Origin of the sequence: Streptomyces sp. NRRL S-340 (genome assembly GCF_000720185.1) — a bacterium.
Taxonomy (GTDB): Bacteria; Actinomycetota; Actinomycetes; order Streptomycetales; family Streptomycetaceae; genus Streptomyces.
The window spans coordinates 12,376-37,985 of sequence record NZ_JOIY01000017.1 but is presented as its reverse complement, the minus strand read 5'-3'; the positions used below and the strand labels follow the sequence as shown (position 1 = coordinate 37,985).

Here is a 25,610-nt window from a genome sequence, read left to right as displayed (position 1 = left end):
CACGGCGATCAGGCCGCGACGACCTCGATGTTGACCTTGGCGGCAACCTCGGGGTGCAGACGCACGGACGTCTCGTGGGCGCCCAGGGTCTTGATCGGCGCACCCAGCTCGATGCGGCGCTTGTCGACCTCGGGACCACCGGCGGCCTTGATCGCCGAAGCGACGTCGGCCGGCGTGACGGAACCGAAGAGACGACCGGCGTCGCCGGAGCGGACGGCCAGACGGACCTTCACACCCTCGAGCTGGGCCTTGATCTGGTTGGCCTGCTCGATGGTCTGGATCTCGTGGATCTTGCGAGCACGACGGATCTGCTCGACGTCCTTCTCGCCACCCTTGGTCCAGCGGATCGCGAACTTCCGCGGGATCAGGTAGTTGCGAGCGTAACCGTCCTTGACGTCGACGACGTCGCCCGCGGCACCGAGGCCGGTGACCTCGTGGGTCAGGATGATCTTCATGAATAGGTCACCCTTCCCTTATCGCGCGGTGGAGGTGTAGGGCAGCAGCGCCATCTCACGGCTGTTCTTGACGGCCGTGGCGACGTCACGCTGGTGCTGCGTGCAGTTGCCGGTCACGCGGCGGGCACGGATCTTGCCGCGGTCGGAAATGAACTTCCGCAGCATGTTCGTGTCCTTGTAGTCCACGTACGTGACCTTGTCCTTGCAGAAAGCGCAGACCTTTTTCTTAGGCTTGCGCACAGGCGGCTTCGCCATGATGTTTCTCCTGTGTGATCAAGAAGTGTGGGTACGGCCCACCCCTCGACCCGACCCGGTCCGCGGACCGGGACGAAGGCCTAGAAGGGGGGCTCGTCCGAGTAGCCGCCGCCACTGCTGCCGCCGGAGCCACCGCCCCAGCCGCCGCCCTGGTTGCCACCGGCGGGAGCGCCGGTCGCCCACGGGTCGTCGGCGGGAGCGCCGCCACCGCCCTGCTGCTGGCCGCCGCCGGGGCCGCCGCCCCAGCCGCCGCCACCACCCTGGGCGCCACCGCCGCCGTACCCGCCCTGGCCACCGCGGCCGGTGGTCTTGGTGACCTTGGCCGTGGCGTTGCGCAGGCTGGCGCCGACTTCCTCGACGTCCAGCTCGTAGACCGTGCGCTTGACGCCCTCACGATCCTCGTAGGACCGCTGCTTCAGCCGGCCCTGCACGATGACGCGCATGCCTCGCTGGAGCGACTCGGCGACGTTCTCCGCCGCCTGGCGCCAGACCGAGCAGGTCAGGAACAGGCTCTCGCCGTCCTTCCACTCGTTCGTCTGGCGGTCGAAGGTGCGGGGGGTGGACGCGACGCGGAACTTCGCGACCGCCGCACCGGAGGGGGTGAAGCGCAGCTCGGGGTCGTCGACGAGATTGCCGACGACCGTGATGACGGTCTCGCCTGCCATGGGGGTACCTCTCGGCGGGTTTGCTGCTGGCTGCTGGTGCTGCTGCTCGGATCCCGAGGCCGGCTGAGCGGGAGGGCTCAGTGGGTCTCGGGGCGGAGGACCTTGGTCCGGAGGACCGACTCGTTCAGGTTCATCTGGCGGTCGAGCTCCTTGACGACCGCAGGCTCGGCCTGCAGGTCGATGACCGAGTAGATGCCCTCGGGCTTCTTCTTGATCTCGTACGCGAGACGACGACGGCCCCAGGTGTCGACCTTCTCGACCTTTCCGCCGCCGTCACGGACGACAGAGAGGAAGTTCTCGATCAGCGGGGAGACAGCGCGCTCCTCGACGTCGGGGTCGAGGATGACCATCACCTCGTAGTGACGCATGTGGAACCCACCTCCTTTGGACTCAGCGGCCACGGTCGTTCCGTGGCAGGAGGGTTGTGATGCGTACGCAATCGTGTCTGCCAGTAAAACAGCCGGCACTGACAACGGGGGTCGCCCGGGGAAATCCCCTGGCCGTCCCCAGATTGCCCTGTACTCGGGCCGGGCAGACACAAGTGCAGACGGACCAGACTACCCGCACCCCCGCTTCCGGTTGAAATCGGGGCGCAGAACCCGGCAATCTGGACACCTCGGGTGTACATGGCGCTACGATGCGCTGCCTTTCGCAGGAGGTGCCCCATGGCACAGACGATGCGACCGAACGCCGCCTCCAACAACGGCCTCTTCGCCACGGACGGCAAGACCCACCCGCTCCAGGACACGCTGCTCGCGGTGACCCTGGTGCTGGGCCTGCTCGCCTTCATCACCGGACTCCTCTCCCACAGCCTGCACCTGCTCAGCTCCTGGGCCGGTCTGGCGGGCATCCTCACCGGGGCGTACGGCCAGTGGATCTCGGTGACGACGCGCGAGCGCTTCGGCCTCATCCTCGGTCTGGGCGCCTCCGCCATCGGGTTCTTCCTCGGCATGGCCCACGGCGGGCTCTTCGGCGGCCTCATCAGCTGACGCCGGGCACCGGCCGCTGCGGTCACGGACGGCGCCCGCCGGGTCCGGCGGGCGCCGTCCGGCCACCGGATTCCGTACGCGCACCGGGCGACAGGCCGGTGCGAAGGTGGTGTGCGGCCAGTCTGCGCGCTCCCCTGGCGCAGTAGGCTTCGGCGCGAGAGCCGGAGCCCCTGAACCCATGGGGACAAGCCAGCCCGAGGAGCGCCCCGAATGAGCCTGACCCTGAGGACCATCAGTCGAGAGCAGCATCTGGCCTACATCCAGAGCCTGCCGGCGGCGAGTCACATGCAGGTCCCGGCCTGGGCAGACGTCAAGGCGGAATGGCGCTCGGAGAACCTCGGCTGGTTCGACGACCGCACCGGCCACATGGTCGGTGCCGGACTCGTCCTGTACCGCCAGCTGCCCAAGATCAAGCGCTACCTCGCCTATCTGCCCGAGGGCCCGGTCATCAACTGGTTCGCGCCCAATCTCGACGACTGGATCCAGCCGATGCTGGCCCATCTGAAGCGGCAGGGCGCCTTCTCGGTCAAGATGGGTCCGCCGGTGGTCATCCGGCGCTGGAACTCGGAGACCATCAAGAAGGGCATCCAGGACGCGGACGTCAAGCGGCTGCGTGATCTGGAGGCCGACTTCATCGAGCCCCGGGCCTTCGAGGTCTCCGACAAGCTGCGCCGCATGGGCTGGCAGCAGGGTGAGGACGGCGGCGCCGGCTTCGGGGACGTCCAGCCGCGCTACGTGTTCCAGGTGCCGCTGGCCAACCGGTCGCTGGAAGAGGTCCACAAGAACTTCAACCAGCTGTGGCGCCGCAACATCAAGAAGGCCGAGAAGGCCGGTGTCGAGGTCGTCCAGGGCGGCTACCACGACCTCGAGGAGTGGCAGCGGCTGTACGAGATCACCGCCGTGCGCGACCACTTCCGGCCCCGGCCGCTGTCGTACTTCCAGCGCATGTGGTCGGCCCTCAACACCGAGGACCCCAACCGCATGCGGCTGTACTTCGCGCGGCACAACGGTGTGAACCTGGCCGCGGCGACGATGCTGATCGTCGGCGGGCACGTCTGGTACTCCTACGGGGCCTCCGACAACATCGGGCGCGAGGTCCGGCCCTCGAACGCGATGCAGTGGCGGATGCTGCGCGACGCCTACGCCCTCGGCGCCACGGTCTACGACCTGCGCGGCATCTCGGACTCGCTGGACGAGACGGACCACCTCTTCGGACTGATCCAGTTCAAGGTGGGCACCGGCGGCCAGGCCGCCGAGTACCTCGGCGAGTGGGACTTCCCGCTGAACAAGCTGCTCCACAAGGCGCTCGACATCTACATGTCGCGGCGCTGACCCCGCGTTCCTCGCTTCGAGACGTCGGCAGTCTTCATCCCTCTGACACACCGCAGCCACGAGAAAGGTTCCAGGTCCGGCCATGGCGCTCACGCTCTACGTCGACACCGCGCGCTGGCGGGCGCATCACAAGCACGTGCAGGAGCAGTTCCCCGGTCTGGTGCCGGTCTGCAAGGGCAACGGGTACGGCTTCGGGCACGAGCGGCTCGCGGAGGAGGCCACGCGGCTGGGCTCCGACGTCCTCGCCGTCGGCACGACGTACGAGGCCGCGCGGATCAAGGACTGGTTCGGCGGTGACCTGCTGGTGCTGACGCCCTACCGGCGCGGCGAGGAGCCGGTGCCCCTGCCCGACCGGGTCATCCGCTCGGTGTCCTCCATCGACGGCGTGTACGGCCTCGTCGGGGCCCGCGTGGTCATCGAGGTGATGTCCTCGATGAAGCGGCACGGCGTCAGCGAGCAGGAGCTGCCGCAGCTGCACGCGGCCATCGAGAACGTCCGCCTGGAAGGCTTCGCCATCCACCTGCCGCTGGACCGCACCGACGGCTCGGACGCCGTCGAGGAGGTCATCGGCTGGATGGACCGGCTGCGGGCGGCCCGGCTCCCGCTCCACACCATGTTCGTCAGCCACCTCAAGGCCGAGGAACTCGCCCGGCTCCAGCAGCAGTTCCCGCAGACCCGTTTCCGTGCCCGCATCGGCACGCGGCTGTGGCTGGGTGACCACGAGGCCACCCAGTACCGCGGCGCGGTCCTGGACGTCACGCGCGTGGCGAAGGGCGACCGCTTCGGCTACCGGCAGCAGAAGACGGCCTCCGACGGCTTCCTGGTGGTCGTGGCGGGCGGTACGTCGCACGGGGTGGGCCTGGAGGCCCCCAAGGCGCTGCACGGCGTCATGCCGCGCGCCAAGGGCGTGGCACGCGCCGGCCTCGCCACCGTGAACCGGAACCTCTCGCCGTTCGTCTGGGGGGGCAAGCAGCGCTGGTTCGCCGAGCCGCCGCACATGCAGGTCTCGATCCTGTTCGTGCCCTCGGACGCGCCCGAGCCGAAGGTCGGCGACGAACTCGTGGCCCATCTGCGGCACACCACCACGCAGTTCGACCGGATCGTGGACCGCTGAACCACGCCCCGCCCGCGCGGGAGACGACGAGAGGCCGTACCCGGCAGCCACCGGGTACGGCCTCTCGTACGTCGCGGCCTGCCTCGTTCGCTCAGAGCGAACGGTCTTCGGGTGCGGGCTCCGGCCGGCCTCCCCACTCGACCTGGACGCCCTCGGGCGGCGCCGCGTACTGCACCGGCCGGGCGGCGGCGCCCAGGACGAAGACGTCCTCGGCGCCGTCGAGCACCCCGCCCGACGGGTCGTCGTCCCCGGCCCGGCGCACCACGTCACGGTCCGGCACGAGGATGTCGCGCACCACCACCGCGCACAGGTACACGGTTCCCGCCAGGTGGGCGGCGATCGCCCAGTGATAGCCGTCCGTCGGCAGGCCCTTGTGCGCGTCGCCGCTGGTCGTGTACGCGAGGTACAGCCAGATTCCGAGGAAGTACGCCACCTCGCAGGCCTGCCAGATCAGGAAGTCGCGCCACTTCGGGCGGGCCAGCACGGCCAGCGGGATCAGCCACAGGACGTACTGGGGTGAGTAGACCTTGTTGGTGAGGATGAACACGGCCACGATCAGGAAGGCGAGCTGGGCGAAGCGCGGCCGGCGGGGGGCCATGAGCGTCAGTGCCGCGATGCCGAGGAAGCACAGCACCACCAGGAGGGTGGCCACGGTGTTCACGAAGTCCGTGCTGGGCGGATCGGCCGAGTTCTGGGACCAGATCAGCCAGAAGGACCCGAAGTCGACGCCCCGGTCGTGGCTGAAGTTGTAGAACTGCCACCAGCCGTCCCGGGCGAAGGCCATCACGGGCAGGTTGACGACCAGCCAGGCGCCGATCGCTCCCCCCAGGGCCATGCGGTACTCACGCCATCGGCCGGCCCGCCAGCACAGGACGAACAGCGGGCCCAGCAGGAGCACCGGATAAAGCTTGGCGGCGGTCGCGAGCCCCAGCAGCACGCCGAAGGCCCGGGGACGCTCCCGCGACCACATCAGCATGGCGGCGGCCGTCAGGGCGACCGCCAGCAGGTCCCAGTTGATCGTGGCGGTCAGCGCCAGGGCCGGCGCCAGGGCGACCAGGAGTCCGTCCCACGGCCGCCGCGCGTGCGTGCGAACCACGCAGACGGCGAGGACGGCCGCGCACACCATCAGCATTCCGGCGTTGACCATCCAGTACCACCGTTCCTGGTGCTGGATGCTGCCGCTGTGCGGGGTGAGCCAGGAGGCGACCTCCATGAAGACGCCGGTCAGCACCGGGTACTCCAGGTACGGCATGTCGCCGGTGAGCTTGTCGAAGTAGGGCACGAGGCCGTCGGCGAATCCGCGCCCCTGGTACAGGTGCGGGATGTCCGAGTAGCAGGCCTTCGTGTACTGCGAGCTGGCACCGAAGAACCAGGCGCTGTGGTAGCAGGGGGCCTTCTGGACCAGGCCGAGCGCGAACATGCCGATCGCGACGAGTGCGATCACCCGCACCGGGGTCCACCAGGACGTGCCGAGCAGGGCGTGCCGTCCGACGGGACCGCCGATCAGCTCGCTGCTGGCCGCGGCGACCTTGTCCTCCCGAGTCGGCCGGACCGGACCGGGCTCGTGCGGGCTCGCTTGCGTCGATTCAGCACTGGGCATGCCGCACATCCTGCCGTACGCGACGGGGAAAACGCCGTGGGCCGCCGCACCCGAGCGGTGCGGCGGCCCATGTTTCACGTGAAACGGTCCGGCGAGGCGGTGGCCCGGCTCATGGCCGATGACGAGGCGCCTCGGCCTGTGTCACCGGGTCTACGGCCACCACGACGACTTCGTGGGTGACGGTGAGGAGCCGGTGCCCTGGTTCGATCCGCCCCCACCGCCGTCGGCTCCGTTGCCGCCATTGGCACCGTTGCCGCCGTTGGCACCGTTGCCGCCATTGGCCCCGTTGCCGCCGTCGGCTCCGTTGCCGCCGTTCTGCCCCCCGGCGTCCGTGCAGCCCCAGAAGCCGCAGTGCGACTGCGAGGGGGAGGGCGGTGCGGGCGGGGAGGGGCTGGTCTCCTCGGTCTGGGAGGGCGTGATCGACGGCGACGGGCTGGTCTCCTCGGTCTGGGTGGCCGAGGGAGTGGGCGTGGGGCTGGGCGCGGCGTTGAGGACCTCGCCGATGGGTTCGGGCGTCGGGAACTTCTCCGCGGGCTGGCCCTTCAGCGCCTCCATCATGTAGTCGTGCCAGATCTCGGACGGGAACGAGGCACCGTGGATCTGCTTCTGGCCACCGGTCCCGTACATCTCCAGGAACGTGCGCGACTTGTTCTTCTCGTTGTCGTCCAGCCGGAACATGCCGATCGCGGTGGACAGCTGCGGGGTGTAGCCCACGAACCAGGCGGACTTGTTGCCGTCGGTGGTACCGGTCTTGCCGGCCACCTCGCGTCCGGGCAGCTTGGCGTTGGTACCCGTGCCCTTGTCGACCACGGTCTTCAGCACGTCGGTGACGTTGTCCGCGACCTTGGCGTCGAAGGCCTGCTTGGTCGCGCTCTTGTGCTCGTAGACCGTCCCGTCCTGGTTCCTGACCTCGGTGACGGAGAACGGCTCGTTCTGCTTCCCGCTGGTGGCGAAGGTCGCGTACGCGCCCGCCATGCGGATGGCGCTCGGGTCGGAGATGCCGATGGAGAAGGACGGGAAGGTGGTACCGGCCAGGCTGTCCTTCTTCAGGCCCGCGTCCAGCGCCGCCTGTTCGACCTTGTCCAGGCCCACGTCCATGCCGAGCTGCACGAAGGCGGAGTTCACCGACTGCCGCATCGCCTCGCGCAGGTCGATCATGTAGTTGGGGGGAGTGCCGACGTTGTCGTTTCCGTCATTGGTCTGGAGCCACTCCTCACCCTGCTCGTTCTTCCAGACGGTCCCGTCGTACTTCTTGATCTTGAGTTTGTTCTTGCCGCTGTACCGGCTCTTGGGGGAGACCAGGGTGCGCTGGTCCGCCCCCTGCGTCGGCCCCCCGTTCGGGTCGCGGACGCCGTCGCGCATGGCCGCCGCCAGGACGAACGGCTTGAAGGTCGAGCCCACCTGGGCACCGGTGGCGTCCGCGTTGTCGGTGAAGTGCTTGGTCCAGTCGACACCGCCGTAGATCGCCTTGATGGCGCCCGTCTTGGTGTCCACCGAGGCGCCGCCGAACTGCACGTGCGTGTCGGTCTTGGGGCGCAGCTTGGGCTTGATGTTGGCCTTCTGGACCTTCTCCACCGCGGTCTTCAGCTTCTCGACCTTGTCCTTCTCGAAGGTCGTGTGGATCTGGTAGCCGCCCTGCTGCAGCTTGTCCGCGCTGATGTCCGTGTTGTGGACGACGTAGGACTTGGCCAGGTCGACGAGATAACCGATCTGGCCGCTCATCCGGGTGTTGGACCGCGGGCTCTGCCACTTGGGGAGCGACCTGTACTTGTCCCGCTCGCCGGCGCTGAGGTGGCCGTACTCGACCATCTTGTCCAGCGTGTCCTGCATCTGGCGCGTGACCCGCTTGGTGTTGGCCTCGGGGGTGGCCGACGGGTCGATGGCCGTCGAGCCGGCCGGGTCGTAGTACGTGGCGCCCTTGAGCACCGCCGCCAGGAAGGCGCACTCGCCGGCGTTCAGGTCCTTGGCGTCCTTGTTGAAGTACGCCCGCGAAGCGGCCTGGAGACCGTAGGCACCGCGGCCGTAGTAGGAGGAGTTGAGGTACCCCGCCATGATGTCTTCCTTGGGCAGCTTCGCACCGACCTTGATCGAGACGAAGATCTCCTTGAACTTGCGGGAGACCGTCTGCGACTGGTCGTTCAGCATCGCGTTCTTCACGTACTGCTGGGTGATGGTGGACCCGCCCTGGGTCTGACCGCCCCTGGCCATGTTGAACACGGCGCGCGCGATGCCCTTGGGGTCGATGCCGCTGTCGGTCTCGAAGGTCTTGTTCTCCTGCGAGATGACCGCGTAGCGCATGTCCTTGGGGATGTCGGAGTAGTTCAGGATCTGGCGGTTGATCTCACCGCCGGTCCGCACCATCTCGCTGCCGTCGGCCCAGTAGTACACGTTGTTCTGGGCGGTCGCGGTCTCCTGGATGTTCGGGATGGCCACCATCGCGTACCCGATGCCGGCCACCGCCACCAGGCTGCCCACGAAGCCGACGAACAGGCCCGTCACGAGCTTCCAGGACGGCGTCCAGCGCCGCCAGCCGTACTTGCCCGCGCGCGGGTAGTCGATGAACCGCTTCTTGGCCGGGGGAGCCGTCCGTCCGCGGCCGCGTCCGGGCCCCGTGGAGCCCGGGCGGCCGCCGGAGTCGCCTCCTCTGCGCCGGCCACCGCCTCGCTGCGCCGCCCGGCGGGCCTCGGCGCGGCCCCCGTAGGGCCGGTCCTCCTGGCCCGCGTACGAACCCGACCCATGGGAAGTGGGCCCGGAGGCGGCCCCATAGGAGTCGGCGGCGGACCCGGTGGCGCCTCGCGGGGCCGCACGGCGACCGGAGGACGAACCGGACTGACCGCGTCGGGCCGCGGCACGTCCGCCTCCCTGCGGCTGCGGCGGTTTGCGACGGTGCTCGCTCATCGAACGATTACTCCTCGGGCAGGCGCACCCGTGCGCGCCTGGAAACAGCGGCTGGTTTCCGGTCCCCCCGAAGTACGGATGCGGTCGGTAGCGCATTCACCCGTACTGCACCGGGGACGAGGACGTCCCCAGGCGTCACTCGGTTCCCGGTGTTGTGCATGGCGGACAGACTACGCACCGCCAAAACCCGCCGGGTCCCGAAGTTCACCCCAAACCAGGCAACTTGACTCCACCGAGACAGGGATGTGATCCCGTTCACTCTGTCCCCTCTTGTCGCATGCGCGGGGCCGTTCTATCGTCTGGATGTATCGAGTCGATACATCAGCTTGAGATAAAGACCGTCACGGCACCCGGTACGGCATCCGCCGCCACCGGGTCGCGGCAGAGAGGAGGCGACGATGGGCCGGCGTTCCGGGATCCTCGAGTTCGCCGTACTCGGCCTGCTCCGCGAGTCCCCGATGCACGGCTATGAGCTGCGCAAACGGCTCAATACATCGCTGGGCGTCTTCCGTGCGTTCAGCTACGGGACGCTCTATCCGTGCCTCAAGACACTGGTCGCGAACGGCTGGTTGACCGAGGAACCGGGCAACACCACCGAGGACGCCCTCGCCGCCCCGCTCGCCGGACGCCGCGCCAAGATCGTCTACCGGCTGACGGCGGAAGGTAAGGAGCACTTCGAGGAGCTGCTCTCCCAGACGGGCCCCGACGCCTACGACGACGAGCACTTCGCCGCGCGCTTCGCCTTCTTCGGGCAGACCTCGCGCGACGTCCGCATGCGCGTGCTCGAGGGCCGCCGCAGCCGTCTGGAGGAGCGCCTGGAGAAGATGCGCGCCTCCCTCACGCGCACCCGGGAGCGCCTCGACGACTACACCCTCGAGCTGCAGCGCCACGGAATGGAGTCCGTGGAGCGCGAAGTGCGCTGGCTGAACGAGCTCATCGAGAGTGAGCGGGCCGGTCGGGACCTCAAGGGGTCCGCCGACGGGGGGCCCGCTCAGCAGGACACCACCAATGGAGCGACGGGCGGCCTGCCCCGGACCGGGGAGCGTTCCCGGCCGGATACGCCCGGCGACACCGCCACGTGAGGTCCCGTCGGGGCTTCACCGAGTACACACAGGGAGCAACCGGAATGGGTTCGGTTCGCGTAGCCATCGTCGGTGTGGGCAACTGCGCCGCATCGCTGGTGCAGGGCGTCGAGTACTACAAGGACGCCGACCCGGCGTCCAAGGTGCCCGGCCTCATGCACGTGCAGTTCGGCGACTACCACGTGCGTGACGTCGAGTTCGTCGCCGCCTTCGACGTCGACGCGAAGAAGGTCGGCCTGGACCTCGCGGACGCCATCGGCGCCTCCGAGAACAACACCATCAAGATCTGCGACGTCCCCTCCACCGGTGTCACGGTGCAGCGCGGCCACACCCTCGACGGCCTCGGCAAGTACTACCGCCAGACCATCGAGGAGTCCGCCGAGGAGCCGGTCGACGTCGTCCGGATCCTCAAGGACAAGCAGGTCGACGTCCTCGTCTGCTACCTGCCCGTCGGCTCCGAGGACGCGGCGAAGTTCTACGCCCAGTGCGCCATCGACGCCAAGGTCGCCTTCGTCAACGCCCTCCCGGTCTTCATCGCCGGCACCAAGGAGTGGGCGGACAAGTTCACCGAGGCGGGCGTCCCGATCGTCGGTGACGACATCAAGTCGCAGGTCGGCGCCACCATCACGCACCGCGTCATGGCGAAGCTGTTCGAGGACCGGGGCGTCGTCCTGGACCGCACGATGCAGCTGAACGTCGGCGGCAACATGGACTTCAAGAACATGCTCGAGCGCGAGCGCCTGGAGTCCAAGAAGATCTCCAAGACGCAGGCCGTCACCTCCCAGATCCCCGACCGGGACCTCGGCGAGAAGAACGTCCACATCGGCCCGTCCGACTACGTGGCGTGGCTCGACGACCGCAAGTGGGCCTACGTCCGCCTCGAGGGCCGCGCCTTCGGCGACGTCCCGCTGAACCTCGAGTACAAGCTCGAGGTCTGGGACTCCCCGAACTCCGCGGGCGTCATCATCGACGCGCTGCGCGCCGCGAAGATCGCCAAGGACCGCGGCATCGGCGGCCCGATCCTGTCGGCGTCCTCGTACTTCATGAAGTCCCCGCCGGTCCAGTACTTCGACGACGAGGCCCGGGAGAACGTCGAGAAGTTCATCCGCGGCGACGTCGAGCGCTGACACACCCCGCACAACGCTCCTGCCAGGGCTGAGAGGGTCCCCGAGGCGATCGCCCCGGGGACCTTCCCGTATGTGAGGCTGTGCCCCATGGCCGTCGTCCGTGACCTGCGCGTCCTCCTGCGCCTGCGGGGCTTCAGACGGCTGCTCGCCGTACGGCTGTTCTCCCAGGGCGCCGACGGCGTCTACCAGGTCGCGCTCGCCGCCTACGTCGTCTTCTCGCCGGAGCACCAGGCCTCGGCCGCCGCGGTCGCCTCCGCCATGGCCGTGCTGCTGCTGCCCTACTCCCTGATCGGCCCGTTCGCCGGCGTGCTGCTGGACCGCTGGCGGCGCCGTCAGGTCTTCCTCTACGGCAATCTGGTCCGCGCGGCGCTGGCCGCCGCCACCGCCGCCCTGATCGCGGCGGGCGCCGCCACCTGGCTGTTCTACGTCTCCGCGCTGTGCGTCACCGCCGTGAACCGTTTCGTCCTCTCCGGCCTGTCCGCCGCGCTGCCGCGGGTGGTCGACGCCGAACGGCTGGTGATGGCCAACGCGCTGTCGCCGACGGCGGGCTCCCTCGCCGCGTTCGGGGGCGGTGGGCTCGCCTTCGTGACACGTCTGGCCGGGGCGGACTCCGACACCGCCGTGATACTGCTGGGCGCCGCCCTCTACCTGTGCGCCGCCCTGGCGTCCCTGCTCATGGCACAGGACCTGCTCGGCCCCGACCACCGGGCACGCCGGCCCCGGCTGGGGGCCGCGCTGACCGGCACCGCGCGGGCGCTGCTGGCAGGGGTGCGGCACCTGGGCGCACCGTCGCGCCGGCCCGCCGCCCGGGCCCTGGCCGCGATGACGCTGATGCGGTTCTGCTACGGCGCCCTGACGGTCATGGTGCTGATGCTCTGCCGTTACGGCCTGGCCTCGGACCCGGACGACGGACTGCGTCTGCTCGGACTGGCGCTGGGCGCGTCCGGTGCCGGATTCTTCGCCGCGGCGGTCCTGACGCCGTGGGCGACCGGGGCCCTCGGCGGCCCCGCCCGCTGGATCGCCGTGTGCGCCGGCTCGGCCGCGGTGCTCGAACCCGCCCTCGGCCTGCCGTTCGCCACGGGCCCCCTGCTGCCGGCGGCCTTCGTGCTCGGCCTCACCACACAGGGCGCGAAGATCGCCACGGACACGGTCGTGCAGTCCCGCGTCGAGGACGGGTTCCGCGGCCGGATCTTTTCCGTTTACGACGTGCTGTTCAACGTCGCGTTCGTGGGGGCGGCGGCCGTCGCCGCCGTGATGCTCCCGCCGGACGGGCGATCGGTGACCCTGGTGATCACGATCGCCGTGATCTACGGAGCGGTTGCTGTGGCTATGACCCGGTTCGACCGCCGGTAAGTGTCACATCAACGCCACAGAGCCCCCGAGGAGTACGGGGATGTCAGTGGAGGCCTGTAGCTTACGTGCGTCTTATTTCGACGCCATGTTCGCGTCATCATGCCTATGTTCTAGGGGGACCCCCAAGTGACCACTCCACCGCCGCCCCAGGGCCAGAATCCGTACGCCCAGGCTCCCGTCCCTCCCCCGGGGCAGCAGACTGGTCAGCCGGGCGCCCCCCAGCAGCCGTACCCGCCCCAGCAGCCATATCCGCCGCAGCAGCCGTACGCTCCCTTCCCGCAGCAGGGCGCCCCGGTGCCGCCGCCCGCCCCGGCCAGGCGCGGCGGCAAGAAGGTGCTGCGCGTCGTCGGCGGCGTCGTCGTGGTGGTCCTCCTCGGTCTGCTGAAGTTCGGCGGCGCCCTGGGACTGGGCTGGTTCCTGGGCCGCGACGACGCGGAGACCACGTCAGTGGGCTCGTGCATGCACAACGACGGCACGATGAACAAGGCGGACCTCAAGGAGGTCGACTGCTCCTCCGACAAGGCACAGTACAAGGTGGTCGAGAAGTTCGACGGCTCCACCGACGAGGACAAGTGCAAGCCCGTCACGGACGCGACGATCTCCTACGTCCAGTACGGCGGCGGCCACGACGTGGTGCTCTGTCTGAAGGACGTCAAGTAGGTCGTCAACCAGCTCCCCACCGCTCCCGGCGAGGGGCCGTGCAGGGCGAAGGGCCGGTGTTTCACGTGAAACACCGGCCCTTCGCCGCCTTCGGGTCCCCGGGGTGGCGTCGGCGTGTTTCACGTGAAACACGTCCACGGCCTCCCGGCCTCCCGGCCGTTCAGTCCTGCTGGGCCCACCACTCCTTGAGAGCCGCGACAGCCGCGTCGTGCCCCATCGGGCCGTTCTCCAGGCGCAGCTCCAGCATGTGCTTGTAGGCGCGGCCGACGGCCGGACCGGGTGCGACGCCGAGAATCTCCATGATCTGGTTGCCGTCGAGATCCGGGCGGATCGCGTCCAGCTCCTCCTGCTCCTGGAGCTGTGCGATGCGCTCCTCCAGACCGTCGTACGCGCGCGACAGTGCCACCGCCTTGCGCTTGTTGCGCGTGGTGCAGTCGGACCGGGTCAGCTTGTGGAGCCGGTCGAGGAGCGGGCCCGCGTCGCGCACGTAGCGGCGGACCGCCGAGTCCGTCCACTCACCGGTGCCGTAGCCGTGGAAGCGCAGGTGCAGCTCGACCAGGCGCGAGACGTCCTTCACCAGCTCGTTGGAGTACTTCAGAGCGGTCATGCGCTTCTTGGTCATCTTGGCGCCGACCACTTCGTGATGATGGAAGGAGACCCGGCCGTCCTTCTCGAAACGGCGCGTGCGCGGTTTGCCGATGTCGTGCAGAAGCGCCGCCAGCCGCAGGACGAGGTCGGGGCCTCCCTCCTCCAAGGCGATGGCCTGCTCCAGGACGATCAGCGTGTGGTCGTAGACGTCCTTGTGCCGGTGGTGCTCGTCCCGCTCCAGACGCAGCGCGGGCAGCTCGGGCAGCACCCGCTCGGCGAGACCGGTGTCCACCAGGAGGGTCAGTCCCTTGCGCGGCTGCGCGGACAGGATCAGCTTGTTCAGCTCGTCACGCACCCGCTCGGCGGAGACGATCTCGATGCGGTCGGCCATCTCCGTCATCGCCGTGACGACCTCGGGAGCGACCTCGAAGTCGAGCTGGGCGGCGAAGCGCGCGGCCCGCATCATGCGCAGCGGGTCGTCGGAGAAGGACTCCTCCGGCGTGCCCGGAGTGCGCAGCACCCGTGCCGCGAGGTCCTCCAGCCCGCCGTGCGGGTCGACGAAGATCTTCTCGGGCAGCGCCACGGCCATCGCGTTCACGGTGAAGTCCCGCCGGACGAGGTCCTGCTCGATCGAGTCGCCGTACGACACCTCGGGCTTGCGCGAGGTGCGGTCGTACGCCTCCGACCGGTATGTCGTCACCTCGATCTGATAGCCGTCCTTCTGCGCACCCACCGTGCCGAAGGCGATCCCGACCTCCCACACGGCGTCCGCCCACGGCCGCACGATCTTCAGCACGTCCTCGGGACGGGCGTCCGTCGTGAAGTCCAGGTCGTTGCCGAGCCGGCCCAGCAGCGCGTCCCGGACGGAGCCGCCGACCAGGGCGAGGGAGAACCCGGCCTCCTGGAAGCGGCGCGCGAGGTCGTCGGCGACGGGGGCCACCCGCAGCAGCTCGCTCACCGCGCGCTGCTGCACCTGGCTCAGGGCAGGGGGAGTGTCATCGTTGGCGTTCGGCACAACAGAAGAGGGTACGTGTCCAAAGGGCCGCGCCGCGTCGCCGTCGCCCGGGACCGTCCGCCTCCCGCCGGGCGCGCCCCGGACCCGAGGCCGCGGAGTCCTCGGTCACCCGCGTCCTATCCGCGCAAGACCGCCCCATCGTGATGCAACGAACAGCATCCCCGGATACGCGCATATCAAGGGGCGCGCCCCTGTCTCCCGCCGATCTTGTGGCCGCCTCCGCGGCACTTCCGCTCCGCGCGTCTCGTTACCATGCGTGGACGCACATTCCGACGACCACTGACGACGAGGGACGGGCGAGCGCGTGGCCGAGGCGGCAGACTTCCTGGGGACCAGTCCCTCACCTGCCCGCCGCTGGCTGCGGCGAGCAGGGGCACTGCTCGCCGGAGCACCCCTGCTGGCCGGGCTGCTCCAGTTCTCCGCCGCTCCGGCCGCGCAGGCCTCCGGCCGTCAGGCACCGGCGGCGGTCTCCGGGTCGCGCACGGTGGCGGTGTCCCTCGACGCCCTCAGTCCCAGCGTCCCCTCCGCAGGGGACACGCTGACCGTGTCGGGCACCGTGACGAACAAGAGCAGGCAGGCGGTCACCGACGCGCGCGTCGGGCTGCGGGTCGGGCCGCACCTGGACACCCGGTCCGAGATCGACGCCGTCGCCCGGCGCACCGACTTCGAACCCGGTGCCGACGGCTCCGAACTCGGCGGCAAGTACACGCAGAAGTTCGCCGCGCTGCAGCCCGGCGTCGCCCAGCACTTCAGCATCTCCGTGCCCGCCTCGAAGCTGGACCTCGGCGCCGACGGCGTCTACGGGTTCTCCGTCTCGCTGTCCGGGCAGACGCCTGCCCAGCCGTGGGAACAGGTGCTGGGCATCCAGCACACGTTCCTGCCGTGGCAGCCGTCCGAGGCGGACACGAAGACGAAGACGACCTTCCTGTGGCCCCTGGTCTCCACCGTCCACATGACGGCGGAGACAGGACCCGGCGAACTGCAGACCCCCGTCTTCCTCGACGACGACCTGGCCAAGGACCTCGCCCCCGGCGGCCGGCTGGAGCGGATGCTCGCCCTCGGCAAGGATCTCGACGTCACCTGGGTGATCGACCCGGACCTGCTGGCGTCCGTCGACGCCATGACGCGCACCTACCTCGTCCGGACGGACGCCTCCGCCACCCCCGTCGCCGGAACCCACCAGGCGGTGGCCAAGCAGTGGCTCGCCGAGCTGCAGCAGGCGGTGGCGGGCAAGGAGGTGGTGGCGCTGCCCTTCGCCGACCCCGACCTGGCCGCGCTCGCCCACCGGGGCACCAGCGTCTCCGGCTCCCTGAGCCAGCTCAAGGACGCCACGGACGTCGCCGCCAGCACGGTGGAAACGGTGCTCCACGTCAAACCGGCCACGGACTTCGCCTGGCCGGTGGACGGAGCCGTGGACCCGGCGATCGTCCGCGTCGCCACCTCCGCCGGGGCCGACAAGGTCATCGCGCGCAGCGACAGCCTCGAAGAACCCGATGGCCTGACCTACACGCCCTCCGCGGCCCGGCCGATCGGCCAGGGCACCACGGCGGTCGTCGCGGACGCCCGGCTGTCGACCGCGTTCGAGGACGACCTGTCACAGGCAGGGGCCAGCACGCTCGCCGTGCAGCGCTTCCTCGCCCAGAGCCTCGAACTCGACGGCCAGACCGGCAAGCAGCGCAGCATCGTCGTCGCCCCGCAGCGCATGCCCAGCACCAGCCAGGCCCAGGCCATGGCTCAGGCACTGCTCGCCCTCCAGCAGGGCACCTGGTCCCAGCCCCAGGACCTGGCCGCCGCCGCCAGGGCCAAGCCGGACCCCGGCGCCACGACGAAGGTCCCGCCGACCTCGGACTACCCCTCCTCGCTGCGCCGGCGGGAGCTGCGGCGTCCGGCGTTCTCGGAGATCGCCACGACGCAGGACAAGGTCGACAACTTCAAGGTGGTCCTCACCTACGCGTCCCGGGTCGTCACGCCCTTCGGGCGCGCCCTGAACCGGGAGATGTCCACGTCCTGGCGCGGCCACAGCAAGGCGGCGGAGAGTTTCCGGGACAGTGTGCGGGCCTACCTCGACGACCTCTCGGGCGAGGTCAAACTGATCGACAAGTCGGAGACCAAGCTCTCCGGCCACAGCGCGACGATCCCCGTGACCGTGCAGAACAACCTGGTGCAGGACGTCGACCACCTGGTGCTGCGGCTCACCTCCACCAACCCCACCCGTCTGAAGATCGGCGGGAAGGCATACGCGGAGCAGCCGATCGCCGTCTCCGGCGGGCACAGCCAGTCCGTGAAGTTCACCACGTCGGCCAATGCCAACGGGCCGGTCACGGTGGTCGCCCAGCTCTACACGCGGGACGGCCAGGAGTACGGCGCACCGGTCACCTTCGACGTGAAGGTCACCGAGGTCACCGCCACCGTCATGCTGGTCATCGGCGGCGGCGTCCTGCTGCTCGTCCTCGCCGGATTCCGCATGTACACCCAGCGCAAGCGCGCCGCGGCCCGGGAAGCGCAGGACCCCGTGGACGCGCAGGACCCCGAGGACCCCGTGGACGCGCAGGACGCCGGGACGACGCAGGACACCCGGGGCGGCGCGGAGAACGCCGGGGACGCGGCGGACACCGCGCAGACCCCCGACGGCGCCGCCGCCTCCGCCCCCTCCGACGGGCCGGACGGCCCCGGGGCACCGGGCCGGACAGCGGGCCGCCCCGGGGAAGACGGCCCGGAGAACCCCGCGGGCCCCGCGCGACGTCTCACGCAGGAGCCGGGCGGCCGGCCCCCGGGAGAAGACCGGGAGCAGCCGAGTGACCCGACACCGGACACCGCATCCGAAAGCGCCGACCCGTCCGGCACGGGTGAGAAAGTGGACCGTTGAGGATGTCGTGGCCCGGAGGGCCCGGGACGATGAGGTGGGGTAACCATGAACGCGCCGTACGACGGTGACCGCGGCCGGGCCGCGGGCAGCTCGGGCCACCCCGGCACCCCGCCGCCCGAGCACGGCCAGGTGCCGCAGCAGCCTCCCGCCGACATGTACCTCCAGGACGCCTACGCCGAGGACCCCTACCGGGCGCAGGACCTCACGGCCCAGGACCCGGTCGGCGAGGCGCTGTACGACCGTGCCGCGCACCCGCCGCCGCCCCCGGGCTCGTACGAACCGCAGCAGCCGCTGTACGGCAGCCCGCCGCCCTCCCCCTACGCGCCCGACCCCCGGGTCTGGGCGCAGACCCCGCCGCCCGAGCCGTCGGGCACCACCCAGTACCTCCCCTACGGCGAGGACCCCCGCACCACCCAGTTCGTGGGTGTGGACGACCTGGTCACCCACTCCGCCGAGGAGCAGCACGAGCCGGACGCCTTCGCCCACCTCTTCCGCGACCAGCAGCAGGGCGGGTACTCCCAGGACCCCCGGCAGGCCGCCTACCAGAACCCGCAGGACCCGGGGCCGTACGGCTACGACCCCGGCCCGAGCGGCTACCAGGCGCCGTCCGGGCAGCCCGCCTACCAGGACCAGCAGGCGGGATACCCGGCCACGGACCGGAACGGCTACCAGCCGTCCGGCCGGCAGGGCTACCAGGCTCCGCAGGACCCGCAGGGCATGGGCGGCTACCCGCCCGCCGAGCCGCCCTCCGTGCCCGGCCCCGCCCCCGCCCCGGCCGCCGGGCAGGGCCCGATGGGGCCGTACGCCCCGGCCCCGGCGGCCGGCGCCCAGGCAGTGGCCGAGGCGCCCGCCGCCGCACCGCCGCCCGCCCAGGCGGCGAAGAAGGGCGGCAAGGCATCGGGGCTGCTGAAGTCGAGCGCCGTGATGGCGGCCGGCACGCTGGTCTCCCGGCTCACGGGCTTCATCCGGTCCGCGATGATCGTCTCGGCACTGGGCCTCGGCCTGCTCGGCGACACCTTCCAGATCGCCTACCAGCTGCCGACCATGATCTACGTCCTGACCGTCGGCGGCGGTCTCAACTCCGTCTTCGTACCGCAGCTCGTCCGGGCCATGAAGGAGGACGACGACAACGGCGAGGCCTACGCCAACCGGCTGCTGACGCTCGTCATGGTGGCGCTGGGCGCCCTCACCGTCGTCGCGGTCCTCGCCGCACCCCTCCTGATCCGCCTGCTGTCCCCCTCGGTTGCGGGCGACCCGGCGGCCAACGAGGTCGGCGTCACCTTCACCCGCTACTTCGTGCCCTCGATCTTCTTCATGGGCATCCACGTGGTGATGGGCCAGGTCCTCAACGCGCGCGGCAAGTTCGGCGCGATGATGTGGACCCCGGTCCTGAACAACATCGTCATCATCGTGACGCTCGGCGCGTTCATCTGGGTGTACGGCACCGCCGCCCACTCCGGCATGGGCGTGGCGAACATCCCGCCGGAGGGCCAGCGGCTCCTCGGAGCAGGCGTCCTGCTGGGTCTGGTCGTCCAGGCCCTGGCCATGATCCCGTACCTGCGCGAGACCGGCTTCCGGCTGCGGCTGCGCTTCGACTGGCGGGGCCACGGGCTCGGCAAGGCCGCGGCCCTGGCCAAGTGGACCCTGCTGTTCGTGCTCGCCAACCAGGCCGGCAACGTCGTCGTGACCCGGCTGTCCACCGCGGCGGGCAAGAGCTCGCCGGTGGACGGCGTCGGCTACGCGGCCTACGCCAGCGCCCAGCTGATCTGGGGCCTGCCGCAGGCCATCATCACCGTCTCCCTGATGGCCGCCCTGCTGCCGCGGATCTCCCGCTCGGCCCACGAGAACGACGCCGGCGCCGTCCGCGACGACATCTCCCAGGGCCTGCGCACCACAGCCGTCGCGATCGTGCCGATCGCCTTCGGCTTCGTCTCGCTCGGCATCCCGATGTGCACCCTGATCTTCGGCTCCTCGGGCACCGGGGAAGCCACCAACATGGGCTACATGCTGATGGCCTTCGCCCTCGGCCTCATCCCGTACTCCGTCCAGTACGTCGTCCTGCGCGCCTTCTACGCCTACGAGGACACCCGGACGCCCTTCTACAACACGGTCATCGTGGCCGCGGTCAACGCGGGCGCCTCGGCACTGTGTTACTTCCTGCTCCCGGCCCGCTGGGCCGTGATCGGCATGTCCGCCGCGTACGGTCTGGCCTACGCCATCGGCGTGGGCGTCGCCTGGGGCCGGCTGCGCAAGCGGCTCGGCGGCGACCTCGACGGCTCCCGCGTCCTGCGGACCTACGCCCGGCTCTGCATCGCCGCGGTACCGGCGGCACTCGTCAGCGGCGCGGCCTGCTACGAGATCGGCCACACCCTGGGCCAGGGCGTCGTCGGCTCGTTCGCCGCGCTGCTGGCCGGCGGGGCCCTGCTGCTCGGCATCTTCTTCGTCGCGGCCCGCCGCATGCGGATCGAGGAACTGAACTCGCTCGTCGGCATGGTCCGCGGACGGCTGGGACGTTGAGGCGGGGGTAGGCGCACAACCATCGTCCGCCGCCGTGTGTCGTGCATAGCGCCGGACTGTGGGCACAATTGGTTTCGGCGTCGGACAGCGCGCAATGGGATGGGGAGGCAGGAGCGACGGTGGCGGAACGGAGCACGGCTGCCGTCGACGTGGCAGACAACAGCGGTGACGAGCCGCTGACCGCGGAGGCGGACCAGTCCACGGCCGACGGGGTGGCCCAGAACCGGGAGCGGGACACGGACATCGACGAGGCGCACGGCAACGGCGGGACCGAACGTCCCGGGAACAAGACCGCACCGCCCGAACTGCACAGCGGCCACAAACTCGCCAGACGCTACCGCCTCGAGGAATGCGTCACCCGACTGGACGGATTCAGCAGCTGGCGCGCGGTGGACGAGAAGCTCCGCCGCGCCGTCGGCGTGCACATCCTGCCCGCCGATCACTCCCGCGCCCGCTCGGTCCTCGCCGCGGCACGCTCCTCGGCCCTGCTCGGCGACCCCCGCTTCGTCCAGGTCCTCGACGCCGTCGAGGAGAACGACCTCGTCTACGTCGTCCACGAGTGGCTCCCCGACGCAACCGAGCTGACCACCCTGCTGGCCACCGGGCCGCTGGAGCCGCACGACGCCTACCAGTTGGTCAGCCAGGTCTCCTCCGCGATGGCCGTCGCGCACCGCGAGGGCCTGGCCCACCTGCGCCTGAACCCGAACGCCGTACTGCGCGCCTCCACCGGCCAGTGGCGCATCCGCGGCCTCGCCGTGAACGCCGCGCTGCGCGGCATCAGCTCCGAGACCCCGCAGCGCTCCGACACCGAGGCGATCGGCGCACTGCTGTACGCGGCACTCACCCAGCGCTGGCCGTACGAGAACGACGCCTACGGTCTGTCCGGCCTGCCCAAGGACGTCGGACTCATCCCGCCGGACCAGGTGCGCGCCGGAGTCCACCGCGGTCTGTCCGAACTGGCCATGCGCGCGCTCGCCAACGACGGCGCCACCGCCTCCCGTCACGAGTCCCCGTGCACCACGCCGGAGGAACTGGTGAAGGCGATCGGCGAGATGCCGCGGATCCGCCCGCCGGAGCCCGCGTTCACCGCGCCGCCGGAGTACCAGGGCACGTCGTACCAGCAGGGCACGTACGGCCGCCCGGCACCGCACCCCGGCATCACGCAGCCGGTGCACGCCCCGCCGCCCCCGTTGCAGAGCCGGACCGGCAAGGCCCTGAAATGGGCTGTCTCGGCACTCCTCATCGCCGCGCTGGGCCTGGGCAGTTGGCAGCTGGCGGACGCCCTGATGGACCGGGGCGGCAAGTCCACCAAGGACAGCCAGACGCAGACGCAGGACGGCAACGACAAGAAGGACCAGCAGCCGAAGCCGCTGCGGCCGATCCCGATCCAGGGGGCCCAGGAGTTCGTCGCCAAGGGGGACGCACAGCACCCCGGTGATGTCGGCAGGACGTACGACGGCAACCCGTCGACGTACTGGAAGACGAGCACCTTCGTGGAGGGACCGCCCCTGGCACCCTTCAAACCGGGCGTGGGCATCGTCTACGACCTCGGCTCGGCACACGACCTCGGCAAGGCGTCCGTGAGCCTCCTGTACAGCGGCGACCACACCACGGTCCAGTTGTACGCCGCCGACTCCCTGGCCCCGGCGTCCCTGGACTCGATGCGGAAGATCGGTGAGGCCACCACCAGCGGTGCCACCGCCACCGTGAAGCCCGCCAAACCGGTGAAGTCCCGGTACGTCCTCGTCTGGCTCACCGCCGTGCCGTACTCGGGCGCCGACGCGAGTACGTACAGCAACGCCGGCTACAAGCAGGCCGTCACCGAAGTGAAGTTCACGGGCTGACGTCTCACCGAGGGGGGAGGGGGTCCGATGGCGGACGACAGCGCCTACCGCGACGCGAGCGACCAGGACCTCCTGTCCCGCCACGTGGACGGCGACCGGAACGCCTTCGGAGAACTCGTACGGCGTCACCGTGACCGCCTCTGGGCGGTCGCCCTGCGAACGCTGGGCGACCGCGAGGAGGCCGCCGACGCCGTGCAGGACGCCTTCGTCTCCGCCTACCGCGCCGCCCACACCTTCCGCGGGCAGTCGGCCGTCACCACCTGGCTGCACCGGATCACGGTGAACGCCTGCCTGGACCGGGTCCGCAAGGCGGCCTCGCGCAAGACCTCACCGGTGGACGACACCGAGCGCCTGGAACACCTGCTGGAGCCGCACGAGTCGGCGTCCGCGCCCGCCGAGAGGAACGACGTGCAACGGCAGCTCGTCGAGGCGCTCGGCACGCTCCCCGCCGACCAGCGGGCCGCCCTGGTGCTCGTGGACATGCAGGGCTACCCGGTCGCCGAGGCCGCCCGGATCCTCGACGTCCCGGTGGGGACGGTGAAGAGCCGTTGCGCCCGGGGCCGAGCCAGACTCCTGCCCCTGCTCACCCATCTCCGGCCGGGCGGCTCCGGCGACGACGCGGAACCGGAGGCCGGACGGAACCGGACGCAGCGGGCATCCGTCCCACCGGCAGCGGGTCCCCCGGGCGGGGACGCGCGGCACACGGGACCAGGCGATTCAGCTGCTGTGAAGGGCGGAGGTGGGCGAGCGTGACATCCACGACGGACACGGCCGGGCACCCGGACGTCTCGGAGATCTCCGACCTCACCGAAGGACTGCTCGCTCCTTCCCGGGCGGAGGAACTGCGCCGGCATCTGGTCGCGTGCGGATCATGCGCCGAGGTCCGGACCTCGCTGGAGGAGATCCGGGATCTGCTCGGCACGTTCCCTGCCCCGCAGAGCATGCCGGGCGACATCGCGGACCGTATCGACGCAGCTCTCGCCGCGGAGCCCTCCCCTGCCGTCCTCGCGGCCGCGGCCGGCGAGGCCAGCGAGGCCGGCGAGGACCCACGCGACGAAGGGGGCGACGACCGAAGTCATGTTTCACGTGAAACACCGACGGCGGGCCGTCCCACAGGAAACGTCCCCAGCGCGCGCACGGGACCGGGCCGCAAGCCCCGCCCACGCCGTGTGCGTCGCGGGATCGCCGCCCTGGGCGCCGCCTGCACCGTGGCCGCGCTGGGTGTCGCCACCGTGGTCCTGGCGTCCCAGCACGACGACACGGGCTCCGACGCCGCCGCACAGGCCCGGCCGAGCGCGTCCACGCAGACCTTCTCGGCGGAAAGCCTCGAGAGCCAGGTGAGCCACCTCCTCGGCAAGGCGCCGCAGACGCAGAGTACGACCCGTGCCCCGCACAGTTTCGGCGCGAACGCGGAGACAGGCGCGGACACCGGTGCCGACACCGGCCCCGGGCAGCCGAACACGCTGAAGAGCGACCCGACCGTCCCGGTCCCCTCCTGCGTCCGGCAGGGCATCCACAGCACCGGCACCCCGCTCGCCGCCCAGCCCGGCACCTACGGGGGCAAGGACGCCTACCTCGTGGTGCTGTCCGACCCTGCCGGACCCGGTTCCCAGGTCACCGCCTATGTCGTGGACGCCTCCTGTGTCCACGACCCTTCCAGCGCGGCCAGGGTGTTGCTGTCCCATCCCTACACGCGTTCCTGAGCCCCGCTTCCCGGGCCCGGCCCGGGGGCGGTCACCGGGTTCTCCTGCGGTGCGGCTCCCTGTGCCACGGCGCCCCCGTGTGCCCGGGGACACCGGGAATGCACGCCCCGTAGGATCCGTTGGGTGGGGTGAGAGCACCGAGAGAGGCTCCACCGGCCGTAGGACACAGTCCAGAGACGAGGAATCTAGCCGTGAGCGACGTCCGCAACGTGATCATCATCGGCTCCGGGCCCGCAGGCTACACAGCGGCCCTCTACACCGCGCGCGCGTCGCTGAAGCCGCTGGTGTTCGAGGGTGCCGTCACCGCGGGTGGTGCGCTGATGAACACCACCGAGGTGGAGAACTTCCCGGGCTTCCGCGACGGCATCATGGGCCCCGACCTCATGGACAACATGCGGGCCCAGGCCGAGCGTTTCGGCGCCGAGCTGGTGCCGGACGACATCGTCTCCGTCGACCTCACCGGTGAGATCAAGACCGTCACGGACACCTCGGGCACGGTGCACCGGGCGAAGGCCGTCATCGTCACCACCGGCTCCCAGCACCGCAAGCTCGGTCTGCCGAACGAGGACGCCCTCTCGGGCCGCGGCGTCTCGTGGTGTGCCACCTGCGACGGCTTCTTCTTCAAGGACCAGGACATCGCCGTGATCGGTGGCGGTGACACCGCGATGGAGGAGGCCACCTTCCTCTCGCGGTTCGCCAAGTCCGTGACGATCGTCCACCGCCGGGACACCCTGCGCGCCTCCAAGGCGATGCAGGAGCGCGCCTTCGCCGACCCGAAGATCAAGTTCGTCTGGGACAGCGAGGTGGCCGAGGTCCAGGGCGAGCAGAAGCTCTCCGGCCTGAAGCTGCGCAACGTGAAGACCGGTGAGCTGTCGGATCTGCCGGTGACGGGTCTGTTCATCGCGATCGGCCACGACCCGCGGACCGAGCTGTTCAAGGGACAGCTCGACCTGGACGAGGAGGGCTACCTGAAGGTCGACTCGCCCTCCACGCGCACCAACCTGACCGGTGTGTTCGGGGCCGGTGACGTCGTCGACCACACCTACCGCCAGGCCATCACCGCCGCCGGCACCGGCTGCTCCGCCGCCCTCGACGCCGAGCGGTTCCTCGCCGCCCTCGCGGACAACGAGCAGAAGGCCGAGCCCGAGAAGACCACTGTCTGAACCCCCGCCCGCCCCACAGCACGTACACGAAGAAACTAAGGAGCCCGCCGTGGCCGGCACCCTGAAGCAAGTGACCGACGCCTCCTTCGAGCAGGACGTCCTCAAGAGCGACAAGCCCGTCCTGGTGGACTTCTGGGCCGCCTGGTGCGGTCCCTGCCGCCAGATCGCCCCGTCCCTCGAGGCCATCGCCGCCGAGTACGGCGACAAGATCGAGATCGTCAAGCTCAACATCGACGAGAACCCGGGTACGGCGGCCAAGTACGGGGTCATGTCGATCCCGACGCTGAACGTCTACCAGAACGGCGAGGTCGCCAAGACCATCGTCGGCGCGAAGCCGAAGGCCGCGATCGTGCGCGACCTGGAGGACTTCATCGCCGAGTGAGG

The 25,610-nt window shown here is 70.3% G+C and carries 21 protein-coding genes; 14 read left to right on the top strand and 7 right to left on the bottom strand.

The features are described from left to right. Window positions 1–8 precede the first annotated feature (8 nt). The 4 genes from rplI to rpsF form a co-directional block, all read right to left on the bottom strand. Window positions 9–455, bottom strand: a complete 447-nt coding sequence (gene rplI / locus IG64_RS15490; protein ID WP_037856252.1) for a 50S ribosomal protein L9 — start codon at window positions 453–455, stop codon at window positions 9–11. Window positions 456–473: 18 nt separating this feature from the next. Beyond that, window positions 474–710, bottom strand: coding sequence for a 30S ribosomal protein S18 (rpsR, locus tag IG64_RS15485; protein WP_003949403.1), 237 nt, complete (start codon window positions 708–710; stop codon window positions 474–476). 80 nt (window positions 711–790) lie between these two features. Next, complete coding sequence (locus IG64_RS15480) at window positions 791–1,375, bottom strand: single-stranded DNA-binding protein (protein WP_037856249.1); 585 nt, start codon at window positions 1,373–1,375, stop codon at window positions 791–793. 77 nt (window positions 1,376–1,452) lie between these two features. Next, window positions 1,453–1,743, bottom strand: coding sequence for a 30S ribosomal protein S6 (rpsF, locus tag IG64_RS15475; protein ID WP_003991486.1), 291 nt, complete (start codon window positions 1,741–1,743; stop codon window positions 1,453–1,455). A gap of 297 nt (window positions 1,744–2,040) precedes the next feature. Between rpsF and IG64_RS15470 the strand changes: the two genes are divergently transcribed. From IG64_RS15470 to IG64_RS15460, 3 genes are all read left to right on the top strand, one after another. Beyond that, window positions 2,041–2,364, top strand: coding sequence for a hypothetical protein (locus IG64_RS15470; protein ID WP_037856245.1), 324 nt, complete (start codon window positions 2,041–2,043; stop codon window positions 2,362–2,364). Between the two features lie 210 nt (window positions 2,365–2,574). Further along, window positions 2,575–3,696: a peptidoglycan bridge formation glycyltransferase FemX gene (femX, locus tag IG64_RS15465; protein WP_037856243.1), complete on the top strand. Its 1,122-nt coding sequence runs from the start codon at window positions 2,575–2,577 to the stop codon at window positions 3,694–3,696. 82 nt (window positions 3,697–3,778) lie between these two features. After that, window positions 3,779–4,810, top strand: coding sequence for an alanine racemase (locus tag IG64_RS15460; RefSeq protein WP_037856242.1), 1,032 nt, complete (start codon window positions 3,779–3,781; stop codon window positions 4,808–4,810). 91 nt (window positions 4,811–4,901) lie between these two features. Here the strand turns inward: IG64_RS15460 and IG64_RS15455 are convergent, their stop codons facing one another. Both IG64_RS15455 and IG64_RS15450 read right to left on the bottom strand, forming a co-directional pair. Then, the gene (locus IG64_RS15455) at window positions 4,902–6,410 is read right to left on the bottom strand and encodes a glycosyltransferase family 87 protein (protein WP_199811597.1); all 1,509 of its coding nucleotides are present in this window, start codon (window positions 6,408–6,410) and stop codon (window positions 4,902–4,904) included. Between the two features lie 150 nt (window positions 6,411–6,560). Continuing rightward, entirely contained in the window at window positions 6,561–9,308 is a 2,748-nt protein-coding gene (locus tag IG64_RS15450; protein ID WP_078884026.1) for a transglycosylase domain-containing protein, read from the bottom strand. 398 nt (window positions 9,309–9,706) lie between these two features. Here IG64_RS15450 and IG64_RS15445 point away from each other — a divergent pair, with 398 nt between their 5' ends. The 4 genes from IG64_RS15445 (at window position 9,707) to IG64_RS15430 (ending at window position 13,530) form a co-directional block, all read left to right on the top strand. Continuing rightward, window positions 9,707–10,390 (top strand): PadR family transcriptional regulator, encoded by a 684-nt coding sequence (locus tag IG64_RS15445; RefSeq protein ID WP_037856240.1) that lies wholly within the window; start codon window positions 9,707–9,709, stop codon window positions 10,388–10,390. Between the two features lie 44 nt (window positions 10,391–10,434). Further along, window positions 10,435–11,517, top strand: coding sequence for an inositol-3-phosphate synthase (locus tag IG64_RS15440; RefSeq protein ID WP_037856238.1), 1,083 nt, complete (start codon window positions 10,435–10,437; stop codon window positions 11,515–11,517). Between the two features lie 87 nt (window positions 11,518–11,604). Beyond that, window positions 11,605–12,870 (top strand): MFS transporter, encoded by a 1,266-nt coding sequence (locus IG64_RS15435; protein ID WP_037856237.1) that lies wholly within the window; start codon window positions 11,605–11,607, stop codon window positions 12,868–12,870. A 126-nt stretch (window positions 12,871–12,996) separates the two neighbouring features. Next, window positions 12,997–13,530, top strand: a complete 534-nt coding sequence (locus tag IG64_RS15430) for an LppU/SCO3897 family protein (RefSeq protein WP_037856234.1) — start codon at window positions 12,997–12,999, stop codon at window positions 13,528–13,530. A 160-nt stretch (window positions 13,531–13,690) separates the two neighbouring features. Here the strand turns inward: IG64_RS15430 and IG64_RS15425 are convergent, their stop codons facing one another. Next, a complete protein-coding gene (locus IG64_RS15425) occupies window positions 13,691–15,133 on the bottom strand; it encodes a CCA tRNA nucleotidyltransferase (RefSeq protein ID WP_037856232.1) in 1,443 nt (480 codons plus the stop codon). Window positions 15,134–15,437: 304 nt separating this feature from the next. Between IG64_RS15425 and IG64_RS15420 the strand changes: the two genes are divergently transcribed. From IG64_RS15420 to trxA, 7 genes are all read left to right on the top strand, one after another. Beyond that, window positions 15,438–17,999: a DUF6049 family protein gene (locus IG64_RS15420; protein WP_037856229.1), complete on the top strand. Its 2,562-nt coding sequence runs from the start codon at window positions 15,438–15,440 to the stop codon at window positions 17,997–17,999. Between the two features lie 45 nt (window positions 18,000–18,044). Further along, window positions 18,045–20,516: a murein biosynthesis integral membrane protein MurJ gene (gene murJ, locus IG64_RS15415; RefSeq protein WP_037856225.1), complete on the top strand. Its 2,472-nt coding sequence runs from the start codon at window positions 18,045–18,047 to the stop codon at window positions 20,514–20,516. Between the two features lie 119 nt (window positions 20,517–20,635). Next, window positions 20,636–22,360 (top strand): protein kinase family protein, encoded by a 1,725-nt coding sequence (locus IG64_RS15410; protein ID WP_037856223.1) that lies wholly within the window; start codon window positions 20,636–20,638, stop codon window positions 22,358–22,360. A gap of 27 nt (window positions 22,361–22,387) precedes the next feature. Beyond that, the gene (gene sigM / locus IG64_RS15405) at window positions 22,388–23,113 is read left to right on the top strand and encodes an RNA polymerase sigma factor SigM (RefSeq protein WP_037856220.1); all 726 of its coding nucleotides are present in this window, start codon (window positions 22,388–22,390) and stop codon (window positions 23,111–23,113) included. Then, window positions 23,110–24,063: a membrane protein gene (locus IG64_RS15400; protein ID WP_037856218.1), complete on the top strand. Its 954-nt coding sequence runs from the start codon at window positions 23,110–23,112 to the stop codon at window positions 24,061–24,063. The genes sigM and IG64_RS15400 overlap by 4 nt, the downstream gene beginning before the upstream one ends. A gap of 191 nt (window positions 24,064–24,254) precedes the next feature. After that, window positions 24,255–25,226: a thioredoxin-disulfide reductase gene (trxB, locus tag IG64_RS15395; protein WP_037856217.1), complete on the top strand. Its 972-nt coding sequence runs from the start codon at window positions 24,255–24,257 to the stop codon at window positions 25,224–25,226. Between the two features lie 49 nt (window positions 25,227–25,275). Then, on the top strand, window positions 25,276–25,608 hold the full coding sequence (gene trxA / locus IG64_RS15390; RefSeq protein WP_037856215.1) for a thioredoxin: 333 nt from the start codon (window positions 25,276–25,278) through the stop codon (window positions 25,606–25,608). The last annotated feature ends 2 nt before the right edge of the window (window positions 25,609–25,610 follow it).